At 62.3% G+C, this 16,935-nt stretch carries 13 protein-coding genes; 11 read left to right on the forward strand and 2 right to left on the reverse strand.

Annotated elements, in window-relative coordinates; translation table 11 throughout:
- Nucleotides 1-42 precede the first annotated feature (42 nt).
- From CVM73_RS05980 to phaC, 11 genes are all read left to right on the forward strand, one after another.
- On the forward strand, nucleotides 43-1,215 hold the full coding sequence (locus CVM73_RS05980) for an acetyl-CoA C-acetyltransferase (RefSeq protein WP_100231139.1): 1,173 nt from the start codon (nucleotides 43-45) through the stop codon (nucleotides 1,213-1,215).
- A gap of 114 nt (nucleotides 1,216-1,329) precedes the next feature.
- Nucleotides 1,330-2,055, forward strand: a complete 726-nt coding sequence (gene phbB / locus CVM73_RS05985; RefSeq protein WP_100231076.1) for an acetoacetyl-CoA reductase — start codon at nucleotides 1,330-1,332, stop codon at nucleotides 2,053-2,055.
- A gap of 9 nt (nucleotides 2,056-2,064) precedes the next feature.
- The gene (locus tag CVM73_RS05990) at nucleotides 2,065-2,457 is read left to right on the forward strand and encodes an acyl-CoA thioesterase (protein WP_100231077.1); all 393 of its coding nucleotides are present in this window, start codon (nucleotides 2,065-2,067) and stop codon (nucleotides 2,455-2,457) included.
- Nucleotides 2,458-2,478: 21 nt separating this feature from the next.
- On the forward strand, nucleotides 2,479-2,904 hold the full coding sequence (gene phaP, locus CVM73_RS05995; protein ID WP_158237544.1) for a TIGR01841 family phasin: 426 nt from the start codon (nucleotides 2,479-2,481) through the stop codon (nucleotides 2,902-2,904).
- A 70-nt stretch (nucleotides 2,905-2,974) separates the two neighbouring features.
- Nucleotides 2,975-5,251 (forward strand): NADP-dependent malic enzyme, encoded by a 2,277-nt coding sequence (locus tag CVM73_RS06000; protein WP_100231079.1) that lies wholly within the window; start codon nucleotides 2,975-2,977, stop codon nucleotides 5,249-5,251.
- 50 nt (nucleotides 5,252-5,301) lie between these two features.
- Nucleotides 5,302-6,624, forward strand: a complete 1,323-nt coding sequence (locus CVM73_RS06005; protein ID WP_100231140.1) for an NAD(P)/FAD-dependent oxidoreductase — start codon at nucleotides 5,302-5,304, stop codon at nucleotides 6,622-6,624.
- A 49-nt stretch (nucleotides 6,625-6,673) separates the two neighbouring features.
- Nucleotides 6,674-8,065 carry a cytochrome ubiquinol oxidase subunit I gene (locus CVM73_RS06010; protein ID WP_208639171.1) on the forward strand — a complete coding sequence of 464 codons (1,392 nt, stop codon included), beginning with the start codon at nucleotides 6,674-6,676 and terminating at the stop codon, nucleotides 8,063-8,065.
- Nucleotides 8,066-8,085: 20 nt separating this feature from the next.
- Complete coding sequence (locus tag CVM73_RS06015) at nucleotides 8,086-9,066, forward strand: cytochrome d ubiquinol oxidase subunit II (RefSeq protein ID WP_245452226.1); 981 nt, start codon at nucleotides 8,086-8,088, stop codon at nucleotides 9,064-9,066.
- A gap of 103 nt (nucleotides 9,067-9,169) precedes the next feature.
- Entirely contained in the window at nucleotides 9,170-10,954 is a 1,785-nt protein-coding gene (locus tag CVM73_RS06020; RefSeq protein ID WP_245452227.1) for a sensor histidine kinase, read from the forward strand.
- Nucleotides 10,944-12,320 (forward strand): sigma-54-dependent transcriptional regulator, encoded by a 1,377-nt coding sequence (locus CVM73_RS06025; protein WP_100231083.1) that lies wholly within the window; start codon nucleotides 10,944-10,946, stop codon nucleotides 12,318-12,320. The genes CVM73_RS06020 and CVM73_RS06025 overlap by 11 nt, the downstream gene beginning before the upstream one ends.
- A gap of 121 nt (nucleotides 12,321-12,441) precedes the next feature.
- Nucleotides 12,442-14,160, forward strand: a complete 1,719-nt coding sequence (gene phaC, locus CVM73_RS06030) for a class I poly(R)-hydroxyalkanoic acid synthase (protein ID WP_100231084.1) — start codon at nucleotides 12,442-12,444, stop codon at nucleotides 14,158-14,160.
- Nucleotides 14,161-15,544: 1,384 nt separating this feature from the next.
- Here the strand turns inward: phaC and CVM73_RS06035 are convergent.
- On the reverse strand, nucleotides 15,545-16,381 hold the full coding sequence (locus tag CVM73_RS06035) for a transporter substrate-binding domain-containing protein (RefSeq protein WP_100231085.1): 837 nt from the start codon (nucleotides 16,379-16,381) through the stop codon (nucleotides 15,545-15,547).
- 71 nt (nucleotides 16,382-16,452) lie between these two features.
- The gene (locus CVM73_RS06040; protein WP_100231086.1) at nucleotides 16,453-16,935 is read right to left on the reverse strand and encodes a MaoC family dehydratase; all 483 of its coding nucleotides are present in this window, start codon (nucleotides 16,933-16,935) and stop codon (nucleotides 16,453-16,455) included.

Consider the following 16,935-nt stretch of genomic DNA (forward strand, 5'->3'; position numbering starts at 1 on the left):
AACGGCCATTCGTTCAAATCAGAAGAGAACGGGGAGTTGATCATGACGGACGTAGTAATTGTCTCTGCGGCGCGAACGCCGGTTGGTTCCTTCAACGGAGCATTCGGCGCGTTGACCGCCCATGAGCTCGGGGCTGTGGCGATCAAGGGCGCTCTTGAGCGCGCCAAAGTCGCCCCTGAAGAGGTCGACGAGGTCATTCTCGGCCAAGTCCTCGCCGGCGGCGAGGGGCAGAATCCGGCACGGCAGGCCGCGATGGCAGCCGGCATTCCGCAGGAGAAGACGGCGTGGGGCATGAACCAGCTCTGCGGCTCGGGACTGCGCTCGGTCGCGCTCGGCCTGCAGCAGATCGCCAATGGCGATGCCAATGGCATCGTCGCCGGCGGCATGGAGTCCATGTCGATGGCCCCGCACCTGTCGCACCTGCGCAACGGCACCAAGATGGGCGACGTCAAGTTCATCGACTCCATGCTGAAGGATGGCCTGCTGGATGCCTTCCACGGCTATCACATGGGCGTCACCGCCGAGAACATCGCTGCCAAATGGCAGATCACCCGGGAAGAGCAGGACGCGTTCGCTACCGCCTCGCAGAACAAGGCCGAGGACGCGCAGAAGGCCGGCCGCTTCAAGGACGAGATCGTCCCCGTCACCGTCAAGACGCGGAAGGGCGACGTCGTCGTCGACCAGGACGAATACATCCGTCCCGGCACCACGCAGGACGCGCTCGCCAAGCTGAAGCCCGCCTTCAACAAGGAAGGCTCGGTGACTGCGGGCAATGCGTCCGGGCTGAACGACGGTGCAGCGGCCCTGGTTCTGATGAGCGCTGATGAAGCCAAAAAGCGTGGTCTCACCCCGCTTGCCAAGATCGTCTCCTGGGCGACCGCGGGCGTCGATCCCGCCGTGATGGGCTCGGGGCCGATCCCTGCTTCCCGAAAGGCGCTCGAGAAGGCCGGTTGGAAGGTCGGGGATCTCGATCTCGTCGAGGCCAACGAAGCCTTCGCGGCGCAGGCCATCGCCGTCAACAAGGACATGGGTTGGGATCCGTCGATCGTCAACGTCAACGGCGGCGCCATCGCCATCGGCCATCCAATTGGCGCCTCCGGCGCGCGGGTGCTGACGACGCTGCTGTTCGAGATGCAGAAGCGCAACGCCAAGAAAGGCCTTGCCACGCTGTGTATTGGCGGCGGCATGGGCGTCGCCCTGACGGTCGAGCGCTAGGCCGGCGGCCGATCCATTCGGCTGGAACGAGACGCGGACGACAACAGGCCGTCCGCGAACGACGACGGCTCCCTGGAGCCGGCGAATACAACATGAACCGATCAGGAGGGGATAATGTCCAGGGTTGCAGTGGTAACCGGCGGAACGCGCGGCATAGGCGAAGCGATCTCGGTTGCACTCAAGGCGGCCGGCTACAAGGTGGCTGCGAGCTATGCAGGCAATGACGAAGCCGCCGCCAAGTTCAAGGCCGAGACCGGCATTAACGTCTACAAATGGGACGTGTCGAGCTACGAGGCCTGCGCCGCCGGCCTAAAGCAGGTTGAAGCGGACCTCGGTCCGGTGGACGTGCTCGTCAACAATGCCGGCATCACCAAGGACGGCATGTTCCACAGGATGACGCCGGAGCAATGGTACGCGGTCATCAATACCAACTTGAACTCGCTATTCAACATGACCCGGCCCGTGTGGGAAGGGATGCGCGAGCGCAAGTTCGGCCGGGTGATCTGCATCTCCTCGATCAACGGCCAGAAGGGCCAGATGGGGCAGGTCAATTATTCCGCCGCCAAGGCGGGTGACATCGGCTTCGTCAAAGCGTTGGCCCAGGAGGGCGCGCGCGCCGGCATCACGGTCAATACGATCTGCCCCGGCTACATCGCCACCGAGATGGTCAAGGCGATCAACCCCGACGTCGTCGCGAAGAGCATCCTGCCGCAGATCCCTGTCGGCCGCTTGGGTGAGCCAAGCGAGATCGCGCGCGTGGTGGTGTTCTTGGCATCCGACGATGCCGGCTTCATCACGGGATCGACGATATCCGCCAACGGCGGCCAGCACATGGTTTGAGCCGCCGCCATGTCGATGCAGCCGCGAGGGGATCTCACGACACGGACGCTCGCCATGCCGGCGGACGCAAATCCGAGCGGCGACATCTTCGGTGGCTGGGTGCTTTCGCAGATGGACATCGCGGGCGGTATCCATGCCGGCCAGCGGGCGCAAGGGCGCGTCGCCACGGTGGCAATCGAGGCGATGCATTTCATCAAGCCGGTCCATGTGGGGGATGTCCTGTGCGTTTACGCGTCGCCCGAGCGTATCGGACGCACGTCGCTGGCGATCCGCCTGGAGGCCTGGGCACTGCGCAGGCGCCTAGGTGAACGTGTGAAGGTGACGGAGGGAATCTTCACCTTCGTTGCACTGGATGCCGAGGGACGACCGGCGCCGATCCCGGCTAGCCGAGACGAGCAGTAACGACCAATGAAGGAGAGGGAAATGTCTGACAGCAAACCGAAGGCAGGCTCCGCCGACTGGGGCCTCCCGGGTCTCGACTTCGCCAAGCTCATCGAATCCTGCCAGATCAGCGGCGTCGATATGAAGGCGTTGCTCGAGATGGAGAAGAAGAACATCGACGCCCTGATCGAGGTCAACCGCTCGGCCTATGACAGCTGGCGAAACCTGATGGCGCGACAGGCGGAGGTCTTCCAGGAAACGATGACGGCGATCGCCGCCGAGGCAGGCAATGAAGCCGCGGCGGGAAGGCGCGCCGAGATCGCCCGGCAAGGCTTCGAGACGGCGCTCGCCAACATGCGCCAACTCGCCGAGACCGCGACCGAACAGCAGAAGCAGACAGTCGAAATACTGCGGCGGCGTTTCGAGGAGGGCATGGCCGCGATGCGGGCGCGTGGCGGAAGCACCTGAGGTCGGACCAACCGCAAAGGGCAACAGGGGCGTATCCGCCCATCGATCAAGCGTAAGAACGGGGAATAGGATGGACCAGGATCTGAGGGAAGCCGCACTCGAATATCATCGCCTGCCGAGGCCGGGAAAGATTTCGGTCATGCCGACCACGGCGATGGCGACGCAACGCGATCTGTCGCTCGCCTATTCGCCTGGCGTCGCGGAGCCCTGTCTTGTCATCGCCAAGGACCCGTTACAGGCGGACCAGCTGACCGCGCGCAGCAACCTGGTGGCCGTCGTCACCAACGGCACCGCCGTGCTTGGGCTTGGCAATATCGGGGCTCTGGCGGGCAAACCCGTCATGGAAGGCAAGGCGTGCCTGTTCAAGAAGTTCGCTGGCATCGATGTGTTCGACATCGAGCTCGCCGAGGAGGATCCCGACGCTTTGATCGAAACCATCGCCAGGATGGAGCCGACCTTCGGCGGCATCAACCTTGAGGACATCAAGGCGCCGGAGTGCTTCTACATCGAACAGCAGCTCCGCAAGCGCATGAAGATTCCGGTCTTCCATGATGATCAGCACGGCACCGCGATCATTGCGGCGGCGGCGATCCTCAACGGGTTGAAGCTGGTCAAGAAGGACATCTCTGACGTCAAGCTGGTTTGTTCCGGCGCCGGCGCCGCTGCGTTGGCCTGTCTCGATCTCATCGTTAGCCTCGGCCTGCCGCAGGACCGCATCATCGTCACAGACGCGAAAGGCGTCGTCTATGCCGGCCGCACGGAAGGCATGGACGACAACAAGGCGCGCTATGCGGTGAAAACGGAGGCGCGGAAGCTCGACGAGATCATCCAGGATGCCGATATCTTTCTTGGCCTGTCAGCCGGCAAGGTGCTGACGCAAGACATGGTCAAGAGGATGGCACGAGATCCCCTGATCTTTGCTATGGCCAACCCGATTCCCGAGATCATGCCGGAAGACGCGTTGGCGGTTCGCCCCGACGCGATCATTGGCACGGGGCGATCGGACTATCCCAATCAGATCAATAACGTTCTGTGCTTTCCCTTCATCTTCAGGGGCGCGCTCGACTGCGGAGCGACGACCATCAACGAGGAGATGAAGCTCGCGACGGTACGCGCGCTCGCGGATCTGGCCATGGCGGAAGTGCCCGAGGTCGTGGCAGTTGCGTACAAGGGCGAAAACCTTCGCTTTGGCCGCGACTATCTCATTCCAAAGCCGCTCGATCCGCGGCTCATCGAGGTCGTGGCGCCCGCGGTTGCCAAGGCTGCGGCGGACAGCGGCGTCGCCAGGCGTCCGATCGCGGACATGGAGGTCTATCGCCAGCAGCTGAGCCGCTTCGTCTACCATTCCGGCAACGCGATGCAGCCGGTGTTCTCGGTGGCGAAGGGAAGCGGAAAGGCGCTGCTTCTGGCCGAGGGCGAAGACGAGCGCGTGCTGCGCGCAGCACAGGTGGTCGTCGACGAGCGGATCGCAAAGCCGTTGCTGGTTGGCCGGCCGTCGACCATCGAGGAGCGGATCAAGTCCTTCGGTCTCCGGCTCAGGCCTGGCAGCGACTGCGAGATCATCGATCCGCACGATTCTGAAGTCTATTCCCAATGTGCGGATGTCTACCACGGGCGCAGGAAGCGTGACGGCGTGTCAGCCGCCTTGGCCCTGTCGGAGACGCGCAGCAACGCGACCGTTCTCGCCTCGATCCTTCTCGAAAGGGGCCTCGGCGATGCGATGCTGTGCGGTGTCATCGGCAGGACGTCCGATCACCTGGCGGCGATCCGCAACGTGATCGGAAGGCGCGAGGGCCTGCAGACGCTCGCCGTGATGCAGATGCTTATCCTGCAGCAGCATCAGCTGTTCATTTGCGACACCCACTGCAATCTTAATCCGACCGCCGAACAGGTCGCCGACATCGCATTGATGGCGGCGGCGGAGGTCAGGCGATTCGGCATCACGCCGAGGGTGGCGTTGCTGTCGCATTCGAGCTTCGGAAGCTCCGCGGTCCCGGAAGCGCACAAGATGCGGGAAGCGCGGGCGATCATTCTCAAGCGATCCCCTGATCTCGCGGTGGAGGGCGAGATGCGCGGCGACGCTGCGCTGTCGCCGTCCGTACTGCACCACGAATTTCAGGATTCCAGCTTCGAGGGTCCGGCGAACGTGCTGGTGATGCCTAATCTCGATGCCGCCAACATCTCCTACAACTTACTCAGGATGGCGGCGGGGCAGGGACTGACGGTCGGCGGCATCCTGCTCGGCGCGGCGAAGCCTGCCCACATTCTCACGCCATCGTCCACCGTCCGGCGGATCGTGAACATGGCGGCGGTCGCGGTCGCGGATGCGGTATCCGACCGGACCTGATAGGGACGATATGCTTGGGCGGGTTGTGAGCGCGATTGGTCGAGGCCATCATGAGTAAGCCGCAACTGGAAAAACCCCGGATTGTGATCGTCGGCGGCGGAGCCGGCGGACTGGAGCTTGCGACCCGCCTTGGCGACAAGTACGGACGCAAGGGCAAGCTCGACGTCACGCTGATCGAGCGAAACCGCACCCATGTGTGGAAGCCGAAGCTGCACGAGATCGCAGCCGGCAGCATGGATATCTCGGCTCACGAAGTCGACTATCTCGCGCAGTCCTACTGGCACGGCTTCCGCTATCGCATCGGGGAGATGATCGGGATCGACCGGGATCGCCGCCAGGTGCTGGTCGCGCCCTATCTCGACTCCGAAGGCCGCGAGGTCACGCCGAAGCGGACCTTCGACTATGACGTCCTTGTCGTAACTGTCGGAAGCCAGAATAACGATTTCGGCACGCCCGGCGTCGCCGATCATGCGATCAAGCTGGAATCGCAGGTCGATGCGAAGCGGTTCCACGAGCGAATGGTCAACGCCTGTATCCGCGCCCATGCCCAAACGTCGCCTCTGGGAATCCATCAGTTGAAGGTCGCGATCATCGGCGCCGGCGCGACCGGCGTCGAGCTGGCCGCGGAGCTCCACAGGACGACACGGGAAGTGGTGGCGTATGGCCTCGACCAGGTTGATCCGCAGAAGGACATCAGCATCACCCTGATCGAAGCCGCTGATCGCGTGCTTCCCGCGCTGCCCGAACGGGTTTCGAAGGAGACCGAGAAGCTGCTCGCCAGACTGGGGGTCAACGTACTCACCGGTGCCAAAGTCTCCGAGATTGCCAAGGACCATGTGAGTCTGACGGATGGCCAGACGATCCCCGCCGAGCTGATCGTCTGGGCGGCCGGCGTCAAGGCGCCCGACTTCCTGAAGGGCATCGCCGGCCTCGAAACTAACCGGATCAACCAGCTCGTCGTTCGGCCGACGCTGCAGACGACGCGCGACAACGCCATCTTCGCCATCGGTGACTGTTCGGCCTGCTCATGGGGCGAGCGCGGCAACGTGCCGCCGCGCGCGCAAGCGGCTCACCAGCAGGCCTCCCATCTCTATTCGCAGATTCCGCGCTACCTGCGGAGCGAGTCGGTCAAGGACTATCGTTACAGGGATTTCGGATCCCTGGTGTCGCTCGGCGAATTCAGCACGGTCGGCTCGATGATGGGCGCGCTCGTGGGCGGCAGCCTCGTGTTCGAAGGCATGTTCGCGCGGATGATGTACCTGTCGCTCTACAAGATGCATGAACACGCGCTGCATGGCCCGGTGAAGGTCGCGCTCGACACGCTCGCCCGCCTGATCACCCGACGCACCGAGCCGCATGTGAAGCTGCATTGAGGCGCATTTCACTCACGTAGCGGTGCTGCTTGAACCCGGAGGAATGTTGATGGACGCCGTGTTCCTTGCGCGCATGCAGTTCGCCGCCAACGTCACCTTCCATATTCTATTCCCGTCGATTTCGATCGCGCTGGGCTGGGTGCTGCTCTTCTTCAGATTCAAGCACCTGCGCGCGACTGGTCCGCAGCAGAAGCTCGATTGGCTTCGCGCCTACCGTCAATGGACGAAGGTGTTCGCCCTGACATTCGCGCTTGGCGTCGTCAGCGGAGTCACCATGAGCTTCCAGTTCGGCACCAACTGGCCGGGGTACATGGAGCGCGTCGGCAACATCGCCGGCCCGCTGCTCGGTTATGAGGTGCTGACCGCCTTCTTCCTGGAAGCGGGGTTTCTCGGCGTCATGCTATTCGGCCATCGCCGGGTCGGCGAGATGGTTCACCTGGGCGCGACCGTCCTCGTCGCCTTCGGCACCTTGATGAGCGCTTTCTGGATCCTGGCTCTCAATTCATGGATGCAGACGCCCGCCGGATACGACATCGTCAACGGTCAGTTTCACGCGCGCAACTGGCTGGAGATCGTCTTCAATCCCTCCTTTCCGTATCGCCTGGTCCATATGATACTCGCGTCCGCGCTGACCTGTGCGTTCCTGCTGATCGGGGTCAGCGCCTGGCAACTCCTGAAAGGGGTCGCTGTAACCAGCGCGTCACGCGTGTTGCGGACCGGGCTCATCCTTGCAGCGCTGGCCGCGCCGGCACAGATGGTGGCGGGCGACTTTCACGGGATCAATACGCTCAAACATCAGCCGCAGAAGATCGCGGCGGTCGAAGGCATTTGGGAGACCACGCGCGGCGCGCCGCTACTGCTGTTCGCCATCCCGGATGATGCGGCGAGAACGAACCATTTCGAGCTGGCGGTGCCGAAGCTCGCGAGCCTGATCCTCCGGCACGATCCCGAAGGGGAGCTCAGGGGCCTGAACGAGTTTCCCTCGGCCCATCCGCCTGTGCTGCCGCTGTTCTGGTCATTTCGGATCATGGTGGGCACCGGCATCCTGATGCTGCTCGTCAGCTGGATCGGCCTGTGGCGGCATTGGCGCGACGGCTGGGATTTCGCCAAAATGCCGCGATCGCTTCTCCGGATATTCGCGGGCATGACCTTTTCCGGCTGGGTCGCGACCATTGCCGGATGGTACGTCACGGAGATCGGACGGCAGCCCTTCATCGTGTCCGGTCTGGTTCGAACCGCTGACGTTGCTTCGCGAGTGCCGTCATCGAGCATCGCGGTGACACTCTCCCTCTATATCGCGCTCTATCTGGCGCTGCTCGCGGCCTATATCGGCGTGCTCAAATACATGGCCGAGACCGCCGACAAGAAGTCGTATGCCGGCGCGCCGGCCGGCCTGCCAGGGGAGCCGCAGCCTTATCGGCGCGAGGGAGAATTCGCATGACTTCGATGTCGTTCGACGAATTGCTGCCGCTGATCTTCATCGGCTTGATGGGCGTATCGCTGCTCATCTACGTCGTCAGCGACGGCTATGATCTCGGGGTCGGCATGCTGATGCATCGGGCGACACCCAAGGAGCGGGACACGATGGTCGCATCCATCGGTCCGTTCTGGGACGCCAATGAAACCTGGCTGGTGCTCGGCGTCGGGCTTCTCCTGATTGCCTTCCCCAAGGCACACGGGCTGGTGCTGTCGGAACTGTACCTGCCGACCACGCTCATGCTGGTCGGCCTGATCCTGCGCGGCGCAGCTTTCGACTTCAGGGTCAAGGCCAAAGCCAGCCGGAAAGCGATGTGGGACCGCCTGTTCATCGCGGGCTCGATGCTTGCCTCGGTTTGTCAGGGCTGGATGCTCGGCCGCTATATCAGCGGCTTCGGAGAGGGCTGGAATTATCTGATCTTTGCCGGCGCCATCGCGGTCGCGCTGCCAATGGCCTACGCGCTGCTTGGCGCCACGTGGCTGGTGATGAAGACGGATGGTCCGCTGCAGGACAAGGCGATCGGGTGGAGCAAGATCGCCTGGCCACCCATGGTCCTCGGCCTGATCCTGATTTCGATGGCGACGCCCTGGATCAGCGAGACCGTCCGCGTGCGGTGGTTTACCTTGCCGGCGATCATCGCCGTGGCGTCGATCCCGATCACTGCGGGAATCGCGCTCGTGACTGTGCGCGTGCTGCTCGGCTCATCCGCCGTACGCGGTTCCCTGTGCTGGTTGCCGTTTGCCTTGCTCGTACTGGTCTTCCTCCTGAGCTTTCTCGGCCTGAGCTACAGCATCTACCCCTTCGTGGTGATCGACAGGCTTACGGTTTGGGAAGCCGCCAGTAGCCCGGATTCGCTCAAGATCATCCTGATCGGGGTCTGCATCACGCTGCCCGTCATCGTCGCCTATACCGGATTTTCCTATCGCGTATTCCGGGGCAAAACCATAGAGTTAGACTATGCGTGAGCCGTCCTTTGTCATGGCCGACGCTCTTTGGTTTGTCCCGGTTCACAAGATGACGGAGCTTGCATCCCTGGTGAACGTCAAGAGGAGTTCTGGAGTCAGTTCGATGGCGTCCAGCTCCACACGCTGGCTTATTCGCGGGATAGCGGCGCTTGCCTTGGTCGCAGCCGCTTCGTGGCTCGGATATGCCCTGGCTTTCCAGCGGGGACTTGACCGTTTGCACGTGGCGGCCCAGCAGCGGCTTGCGGTGGAAGCCGCCAGGCTCGACGGTTATCTCTCCAGATTTGAATATCTGCCGTCGCTGCTCGAGACATCCCCAAGCGTATTCAAGTTGCTCGGCGATCCCGCCGATCCTGCGCTGCAGCAATCGGTCAGCCTGTATCTGAAGTCGATCAACCTGCTTGCCGGGGCCGACAATCTTTACGTCCTGAGCGTTTCGGGGGAAGCGCTGGCCGCGGCCGATTTCGATGATCCGGGTACGCCGGTCGGTCGCAATTTATCGTATCGCCCCTATGTGAGCGGGGCGCTCGCGGGCGGACGAGGCGCGTTCTTCGGTGTTGGTATCACCAGTGCGCGCGCCGGCTACTATCTGTCCTATGCCCTGAAGGACGGCGGGGCCACCAAGGGGATCGCCGCGGTCAAGGTCAATCTGGATTCGTTCGAGCGCGGGTGGCGCGATCTTGCCGGCGACGCACTCCTCCTCGACGAACGGGGCGTGACGATACTCGCCTCCCGCGACGCATGGCGCTACCGCCCGACGGCACCGCTGTCGCCGAATATGCGCGACGAGATTGCGCGGTCAAAACCTTACGCCGACTATGATCTGAGGCCGCTCGGATGGACTACTGTGGCTGCGCCCGAGGGTGGTAGCGCACGCGTGACCACCGAAAACGGGACGGCCTATACGCTCAGCGAGCTTCCGATCAACCGGGGCCTCTGGAAGCTCGTGCTTCTCGATGATGAGGCGCCGGCCCGGCAGACTGCGCTGATCATCGGTGCGCTGTCAGGTCTTGCCGCCGTCGTTGCCGTGCTGGCGCTTGGGCTCCTGGTGCAACGCCGCAGAGCGATCAGGGCACGGCTGGCCAATCAGGCCGCATTGCAGGCGGCGCACGACATGCTCGAAACCAGGGTGCAGGAACGAACCGCCGAACTGCGGGCGGCGCAGGATGAACTGGTCCATGCCGGAAAGCTGGCGGCTCTCGGCCAGATGTCGGCCGGAATTGTGCATGAACTGAACCAGCCTTTGGCGGCGCTGCAGACAGCGGCCGACAATGCGATCCTGCTCGTCGATCGCGGGTCGGTCGACGGTGCCCGCGGCAACCTCACCCGGATCGGCGAATTGGTACGTCGGCTCGGGCGCCTGACCGGCCAGCTCAGGGTTTTCGCCTACAAGTCGAGTAGCCCGCTTGACGCGGTCTCGGTCGAGCAGGCCGTGAGTGAGTCGCTCAAGATACTCGCCGCGCGCGTGAAGGAAGGGGGCGTCGGCGTCGTGACGGACATTGACGCCGAACTCAGCGTCGTCGCCGACCAGACGAGGCTCGAGCAACTATTGTGCAACATCGTGGCGAATGCGCTGGATGCCGTGGAAGGTGCCGAACGAAAGTCGATCGTGATCCGGGCCGCCAGGGAAGAGGGGCAAGCCGCCCGCTGCCGCATCGCCATCAGCAACAGCGGCCCCGCGATCGCCTCCGATGTTCTCAGGCGCATGTTCGAGCCGTTCGTAACGACCAAGCCGGCGGGCAAGGGCCTCGGCCTTGGCCTGATGCTGTCGAACCACATCGCACGTTCCTTCGGCGGCGAATTGCACGGGCGAAATCTTCCTGATGGCGCCGAATTTGTCCTGATCCTTCCATTGGCCGAGATGACAGAGGCGGTTTCGCATGGGCGATGACCAATCCATTGGCGTAATCTACGTCGAGGACGACGAGGATGTCCGCATCGGCGGCGTTCAAGCGCTCGAGCTTGCGGGGTTCTCGGTCTCGGGTTTTGCGTCGGTAGAGACCGCCAACGCGTCCGTGCGCCCCGACATGCCCTCTGTCGTGGTCTGCGACGTGCGGCTGCGGGGCAAGAGCGGCCTTGAATGGCAGTCCGATCTGCGCAGGCTGGATCCGGACCTGCCCGTGATCCTGATCACCGGACATGGTGATATCTCCATGGCCGTGCAGGCGATGCGAAACGGTGCCTACGACTTCATCGAGAAGCCGTGCTCGTCGGAGCAACTCGTATCCGTGGTACGGAGGGCGGCTGAAAAGAGACGCTTGACCCTGGAGGTTCGCTCGCTGCGGTCCGCGCTGTCGGACCGCCAGGGGATCGAGGCGAGCCTGCTCGGCCGGTCCCCGCAGATCCAGGAAGTGCGCAGGCTTGTATCCACGCTGGCCTCCACCAATGTCGACGTCACGATCTACGGCGAGACCGGGACCGGCAAGGATGTGGTCGCGCGTTGCCTGCATAATCACAGCGGACGGCGCGCCGGCAATTACGTCGCAGTCAACTGCGGCGGCCTGCCCGAGTCGCTGGTCGAGAGCGAGCTGTTCGGCCACGAAGTGGGAGCCTTCACCGGCGCCATCCGCCAGCGCATCGGAAAGATCGAGTATGCGAATGGCGGAACGCTGTTTCTCGACGAAATCGAGAGCATGCCGCTGAGTGTTCAGGTGAAGTTACTCCGGTCCCTGCAGGACCGGTCGATCGAACGCGTCGGTACCAACAAGCCGATCGCGGTGGACTGCCGGGTCGTGGCGGCGAGCAAGACGAACTTGTTCGAGCTGAGCGAAAAGAAGCTGTTTCGCGCGGATCTCTATTACCGCCTCGGCGTCGCTTTCATCGAACTGCCGCCGCTCCGGGAGCGGCGCGAAGACATTCCCCTGTTGTTCGAGCATTTCGCGCTGGACGCCGCCAGACGGTTCGAACGTGATGCACCGATACTGGATGAGCAGACGGTGTCTGCTCTGCTGGCTTATTCCTGGCCGGGGAACGTACGCGAGCTTCGCAACGTTGCCGACCGCTTCGTGCTTGGTGTCCTCGACGGCAAGGCGATCAACAAATCCGGATTTGGCACGTCGGATCCGTCGTTGCCTCGACAGCTCGAAAATATCGAGCGATCGATCATCGAGGACGCGCTGCGGCGCAAGCAGGGCGACGTGCAGGCAACCGCAACGCTTTTGGGCATCCCGAAGCAGACCTTGTACGACAAGATCAAGCGTCTCGCCGTCAACGTGGACGGGATAAGGGAAGGGGCGATCGTTCGTTCCGGAGCCTGACGATCTGGGGTGGCGCCCTGGGGCAGCCGGACATGCAAGGCGGTGTGAAAGCAAGGGAGCCAGTTAGAAGCTTCCCGACGCGGAAACGAACAAGTCATCCTTTTTGAGTGAGGGATCTCCAATGAATCGGCCATTCAACATGCCGGACGAGTTTGTCGACGGATTGATGAAGGCGGGGGGCAGCCTGTGGCGCTCTCTGGGCGGAGCAGCGAATGGCGAGCGTGATGGCGCGGTGCTCGGCTCGCCCCTGGATTCATCGGCGCGCATCGCCCAGTTGCAGGCGGACTATCTGAAGGGCTTGTACCAGCTTTCGGAGCACATCATCAAATCCTCGGCAGGCGGGCAGGGCGAGGCGGCCGTCGAAACTTCGCGTGGCGACCGCCGGTTCAATGCCACCGAGTGGCGGGACAATTCGCTCTGCAGCACACTGAAGCAATACTACCTGCTGAACTCACGCTATTGCATCGAGTTCGTCGAAGCGCTGGATCTGGACGAGAAGGAAAAGCACCGGCTGCGTTTCTTCACGCGTCAGTTCGTCGAGGCGATGAGCCCGACGAATTTCGTCGCCACCAATCCCGACGTCATCAAGCTCGCGACCGATACCGAAGGCCAAAGCCTCAAGGCTGGGCTCGACAATCTGATGACGGATCTGAGCAAGGGCAATTTGACGATCACGGACGAGGCCGCATTCGAGGTCGGAAAGGACGTCGCAACATCCAAAGGCGCGGTCGTGTTCGAGAACGAGCTGTTTCAGCTCATTCAATACGAACCGGCCACCGAGCAGGTGGCTGCCCGGCCCCTGCTGATCGTGCCGCCCTGCATCAACAAGTTTTACATCCTGGACCTGCAGCCAGCCAATTCCTTCGTCCGGTTTGCAGTTGAACACGGCCTGACGGTGTTCGTGGTGTCCTGGCGCAATCCGGACGCGTCTTGCGGGCACTTTGGGTGGGATGACTATGTCGAACATGGTGCGATGCGCGCCATCGAGATCGTTCGATCGATCTCGGGTGCCGACAAGATCAATGTCGTCGGCTGGTGTGTCGGAGGAACCATCCTGTCGTCGGCGCTCGCGATCCTGCGGACGCGCGGTGACCAATCGGTCGCCAGCGTCACCTTGCTGACCACTATGCTCGATTTCCGTGAGCCAGGCGATCTCGGCGTGTTCGTGGACGAAGAGAGCGTGCGACAACGCGAGCAGACGATCGGCAATGGCGGTATCTACCGCGGCGCAGAGCTGGGATTCGTCTTCCAGACCCTGCGTTCGAAAGAATTGATATGGCCGAACGTGATCAACCATTATCTGAAGGGAAAGCCGCCCGAGCGCTTCGATCTCCTGTTCTGGAACGCGGATGTCACCAATCTACCAGGGCCCATGTATTGCTGGTACATCCGCAATATGTATCTGGAGAACAATCTGCGGCACCCCGGTAGATTGACGATGTGCGGTACACCGGTCGATTTGGGGCAGGTCGACGTGCCGGCCTACGTTCTGGCGACCGTCGAGGATCACATCGTGCCATGGCGATCCGCCTATCGCACGACAAGCCTGTTCCGCGGCGATACCCGGTTTGTACTCGGCGCGAGCGGGCATATCGCCGGCGTGATCAACCCGGCATCAAAGAACAAGCGGAGCTATTGGGTTTCGGACGAGCGCTGCGAGGATCCGGCAGCATGGCTGGCGGATGCGGAAGAGAAGCCGGGCAGTTGGTGGAACGACTGGATCGCCTGGCTCAAGCCTCAGGCGGAGGAACATCGACCGGCACGCGCGCAACTCGGCAGCAACCTTTATCCCCCGGGCGAACCGGCGCCCGGTCGATACGTGAAAGCAAAGGCCAACTGACGACGCGGCTCTTGGATGGTTCAGGCAAAGGCGTGACTTAGTTTAGCCGTTTCTTGCGCTGGAAATCCCGCCCAAAGGACCATCAGACTCCCGCTTCGATGATCAAGTCGACTGCTCGCGTGCTGCTTCAGCCTCCGGGGCACCAGCTAAAAGTGGCGGAAGCGATGACTCTGGATGGTGTGAGGATCGGACACCATCTGCGCCCGCTAGAGCGGACCGCTCGGTCAACATCGTAGTCAGTACAGAGGACCGACGCGCGAAGTTGCCAGCATCATCGACGCGTGTCCTCAGCGTATCGTGAGGCGAATCATGGCTCGACCGGGGCGGCTCTTGGCGCCAAGGGGCCACCCCGGACGTGATTAGCCGCCGGTCGCGAAGCTCTGCGTCGCTTCGCTGCATAATGGATCCGCTCTTCCGATAGGCGTGTGCTGGCCAGGCGAGGGCTCTATCATTCCGAAAAGAGAAACCCCATTGCGGCTTCAATGCACCTCTATCGACCCAATTGTCGGAATGACTGTCGATTCCGATAACGAATCATACGCCTCTTAATCAGCGGGTTTACGGGCATGCTAGGGGCCAGCCTAAAAATGGACGGGCAACTCGCTTGAAGGTCAATCAAGAAGGCCCACTATTCGGTCGCGAGTGTACGCGACGTGCGAGTTATACTCAGTCCGCGAAGTGAGTATAACGTCAGTTGAACGCAGCGTTGGATCCCACCGACCTTTCAGACGCACGTCTTGCGGGTGGCGTGTGCACACGGCTCCGCGTGTGCGCGACGTGTGCACTGAGAATCCGAAAGCGCGATTTTCGCTTCCAATCGGGACCTGAATGAGCCTAGAAGAACCAAGCTGCGGAAGCGTGGTCGAGGCAAGTTTCTTAGTCGGTCCAATAACATATAGGATCGATCGGAGCTAAAATAGCTTAGCAATATGAATGGCTTACGCTGGAAATTTTCCACCGCGCCCATGATGGATTGGAACGAGAGTTAAGGTAATTCAAATACTTAGAGGGTAGTGTGTGCACGACCTGTGCACCGAGAGAGCAAGAAAAATCTTGCGACAGCCAACGAGGAGCAAGCCTTCTGAAGCGGATGGGGTCGACCTTCAGTGGTGCAATTGCAAGGCAAAGTTTTCGAGGATGACCGCAGACTAGTGCGAGTGCTGACGAGCAACCTCAGTTCTCGAAGATGAAAATTGTCACTCAATCGCCACTTAATCGCATGGTCGTGCTGATCGATCCGAGATCAAATCGTTCCTAGGGTATGGGCTGGTCGCGTTCCCCGCGACTAACGAGTATAGCGGGCGGATGCTGTTCTCCCATCAACGGCAGTTGTTGATAGGGTCGATCGTATATGCGCGGCCACACATGAGGCAGCGCAAGCTTGTTAATTCGTCGGCCCGTCGCCGCGAATGGCGAACGTCGTGGCCTTCAGCTTGGTCATGCCGAACTTGTCGAACAACTTGTCATAGGTGCCGTCGGCGCGGATCGCAGTGAGGGCATCGGCGGCGGCCTGCGCGAGCTGCTTGTCGCGAAAGGCGAAGGTGATGTCGGTGCCGGCGATGTCGCGGACCCAGATCTTTGCGATGCCCTTCTGCTCGAGCGAGTTGGCGGTCTCGTTGATGTTGAGCGCGGCCTCGAGCTGGCCGGCGCGCAGCGCCGCCGAAGTGGCGGTGACGGTGGTGAAGGTGCGCAGCTCGATCGGCTTGAGGCCCTTGGCCTCCATCGCGGTGCTGAACTCGCGCGCCTTGCGCTCGGTGTAGGTCGCCGATTCCACGCCGACGACGCGGCCGGCGAGATCCTCGAACTTTTCGAGCTTCAGGCTGGAGGAGGGATCGGTGTAGATGCTGATCGCCTGCTGCGCATAAGGCACGAGGTAGAGCATCTTCGAGCGCTCCTCGGTCCAGAACAGGCCGGTGTTGATGGCATCGAACCGCCCCGAGCGCAGCGCCGGGATCATCGGCGGGAAGTCCATGCGCAGGAACACCGGCTCGACGCAGATGCGCTTGGCGATCTCGCGGGCGAGCTCGACATTGAGCCCCTGCAGCTCGCCCTTGTCGTCGACGAATTGCTGCGGCGGCAGCGTCGGGTTGATCGACATCTGCCATTTCGGCGCCTCGATCAGGCTCGACGCCGGAACCTTCGGCGTGCAGGTTTGGGCACCGGCGGCCTGCGTCAGGCCGGCCAGAAGAACGAGGGCGGAGAAGATTTTGGGAAATCGCATCTGAATACTCCGATCAAATCGTGGGTGGCAGAGGAGCCGTTCTCCGGTCCGAAGTCTTCTTCGTTGTCTCGTCATGTGACCGCCGCAGCACCGGCTTGCCGGGTCAGGATCAGCGAGATGTGGCGGGCCGCGGTCACCACCTCGTCGCGCTGGTTGAGGAGGTCGAGCGTCTCGACGACGATGCCGCGCGCGGGGTTTTTGGTCGGCCGCTTCTCGACGAATCGGAAGCGCACCCGCAAGCTATCGCCGGCGACGATGGGACCCTTGAATTTGACCTCGTCCCAGCCTAGCGAGGCGACCGAGGTCTCCTCGTACAGCTTCAGCTCCGACTTCAGTCCTTCCATCAGGGACAGGCCGAACAGGCCATGGCCAATCACCGCGGGAAAGCCGCGGGAGCGCGCATAGGCGCCATCGACATGGAGCGGATGATGGTCGCGCGTGACGTCGGCGAAGACTGCGATGTCGGCCTCCGTCACGGTGTGCACGGCGGTCTCGAACTCCGCGCCGAGCGCGATGTCCTCGTAGCGGAGATTGATCGGGGCGCTCGTGTCCAT

It is taken from the genome of Bradyrhizobium forestalis (assembly GCF_002795245.1).
In the GTDB taxonomy this organism is placed as follows: Bacteria; Pseudomonadota; Alphaproteobacteria; order Rhizobiales; family Xanthobacteraceae; genus Bradyrhizobium; species Bradyrhizobium forestalis.

What these genes read in the sequence shown, in the direction of transcription:
- CVM73_RS05980 (WP_100231139.1), top strand. Translation starts at nt 43, where the DNA reads ATGACGGACGTAGTAATTGTCTCTGCGGCGCGAACGCCGGTTGGTTCC.
- phbB (WP_100231076.1), top strand. Translation starts at nt 1,330, where the DNA reads ATGTCCAGGGTTGCAGTGGTAACCGGCGGAACGCGCGGCATAGGCGAA.
- CVM73_RS05990 (WP_100231077.1), top strand. Translation starts at nt 2,065, where the DNA reads ATGTCGATGCAGCCGCGAGGGGATCTCACGACACGGACGCTCGCCATG.
- phaP (WP_158237544.1), top strand. Translation starts at nt 2,479, where the DNA reads ATGTCTGACAGCAAACCGAAGGCAGGCTCCGCCGACTGGGGCCTCCCG.
- CVM73_RS06000 (WP_100231079.1), top strand. Translation starts at nt 2,975, where the DNA reads ATGGACCAGGATCTGAGGGAAGCCGCACTCGAATATCATCGCCTGCCG.
- CVM73_RS06005 (WP_100231140.1), top strand. Translation starts at nt 5,302, where the DNA reads ATGAGTAAGCCGCAACTGGAAAAACCCCGGATTGTGATCGTCGGCGGC.
- CVM73_RS06010 (WP_208639171.1), top strand. Translation starts at nt 6,674, where the DNA reads ATGGACGCCGTGTTCCTTGCGCGCATGCAGTTCGCCGCCAACGTCACC.
- CVM73_RS06020 (WP_245452227.1), top strand. Translation starts at nt 9,170, where the DNA reads ATGGCGTCCAGCTCCACACGCTGGCTTATTCGCGGGATAGCGGCGCTT.
- CVM73_RS06025 (WP_100231083.1), top strand. Translation starts at nt 10,944, where the DNA reads ATGGGCGATGACCAATCCATTGGCGTAATCTACGTCGAGGACGACGAG.
- phaC (WP_100231084.1), top strand. Translation starts at nt 12,442, where the DNA reads ATGAATCGGCCATTCAACATGCCGGACGAGTTTGTCGACGGATTGATG.
- CVM73_RS06035 (WP_100231085.1), bottom strand. Translation starts at nt 16,381, where the DNA reads ATGCGATTTCCCAAAATCTTCTCCGCCCTCGTTCTTCTGGCCGGCCTG.
- CVM73_RS06040 (WP_100231086.1), bottom strand. Translation starts at nt 16,935, where the DNA reads ATGGACACGAGCGCCCCGATCAATCTCCGCTACGAGGACATCGCGCTC.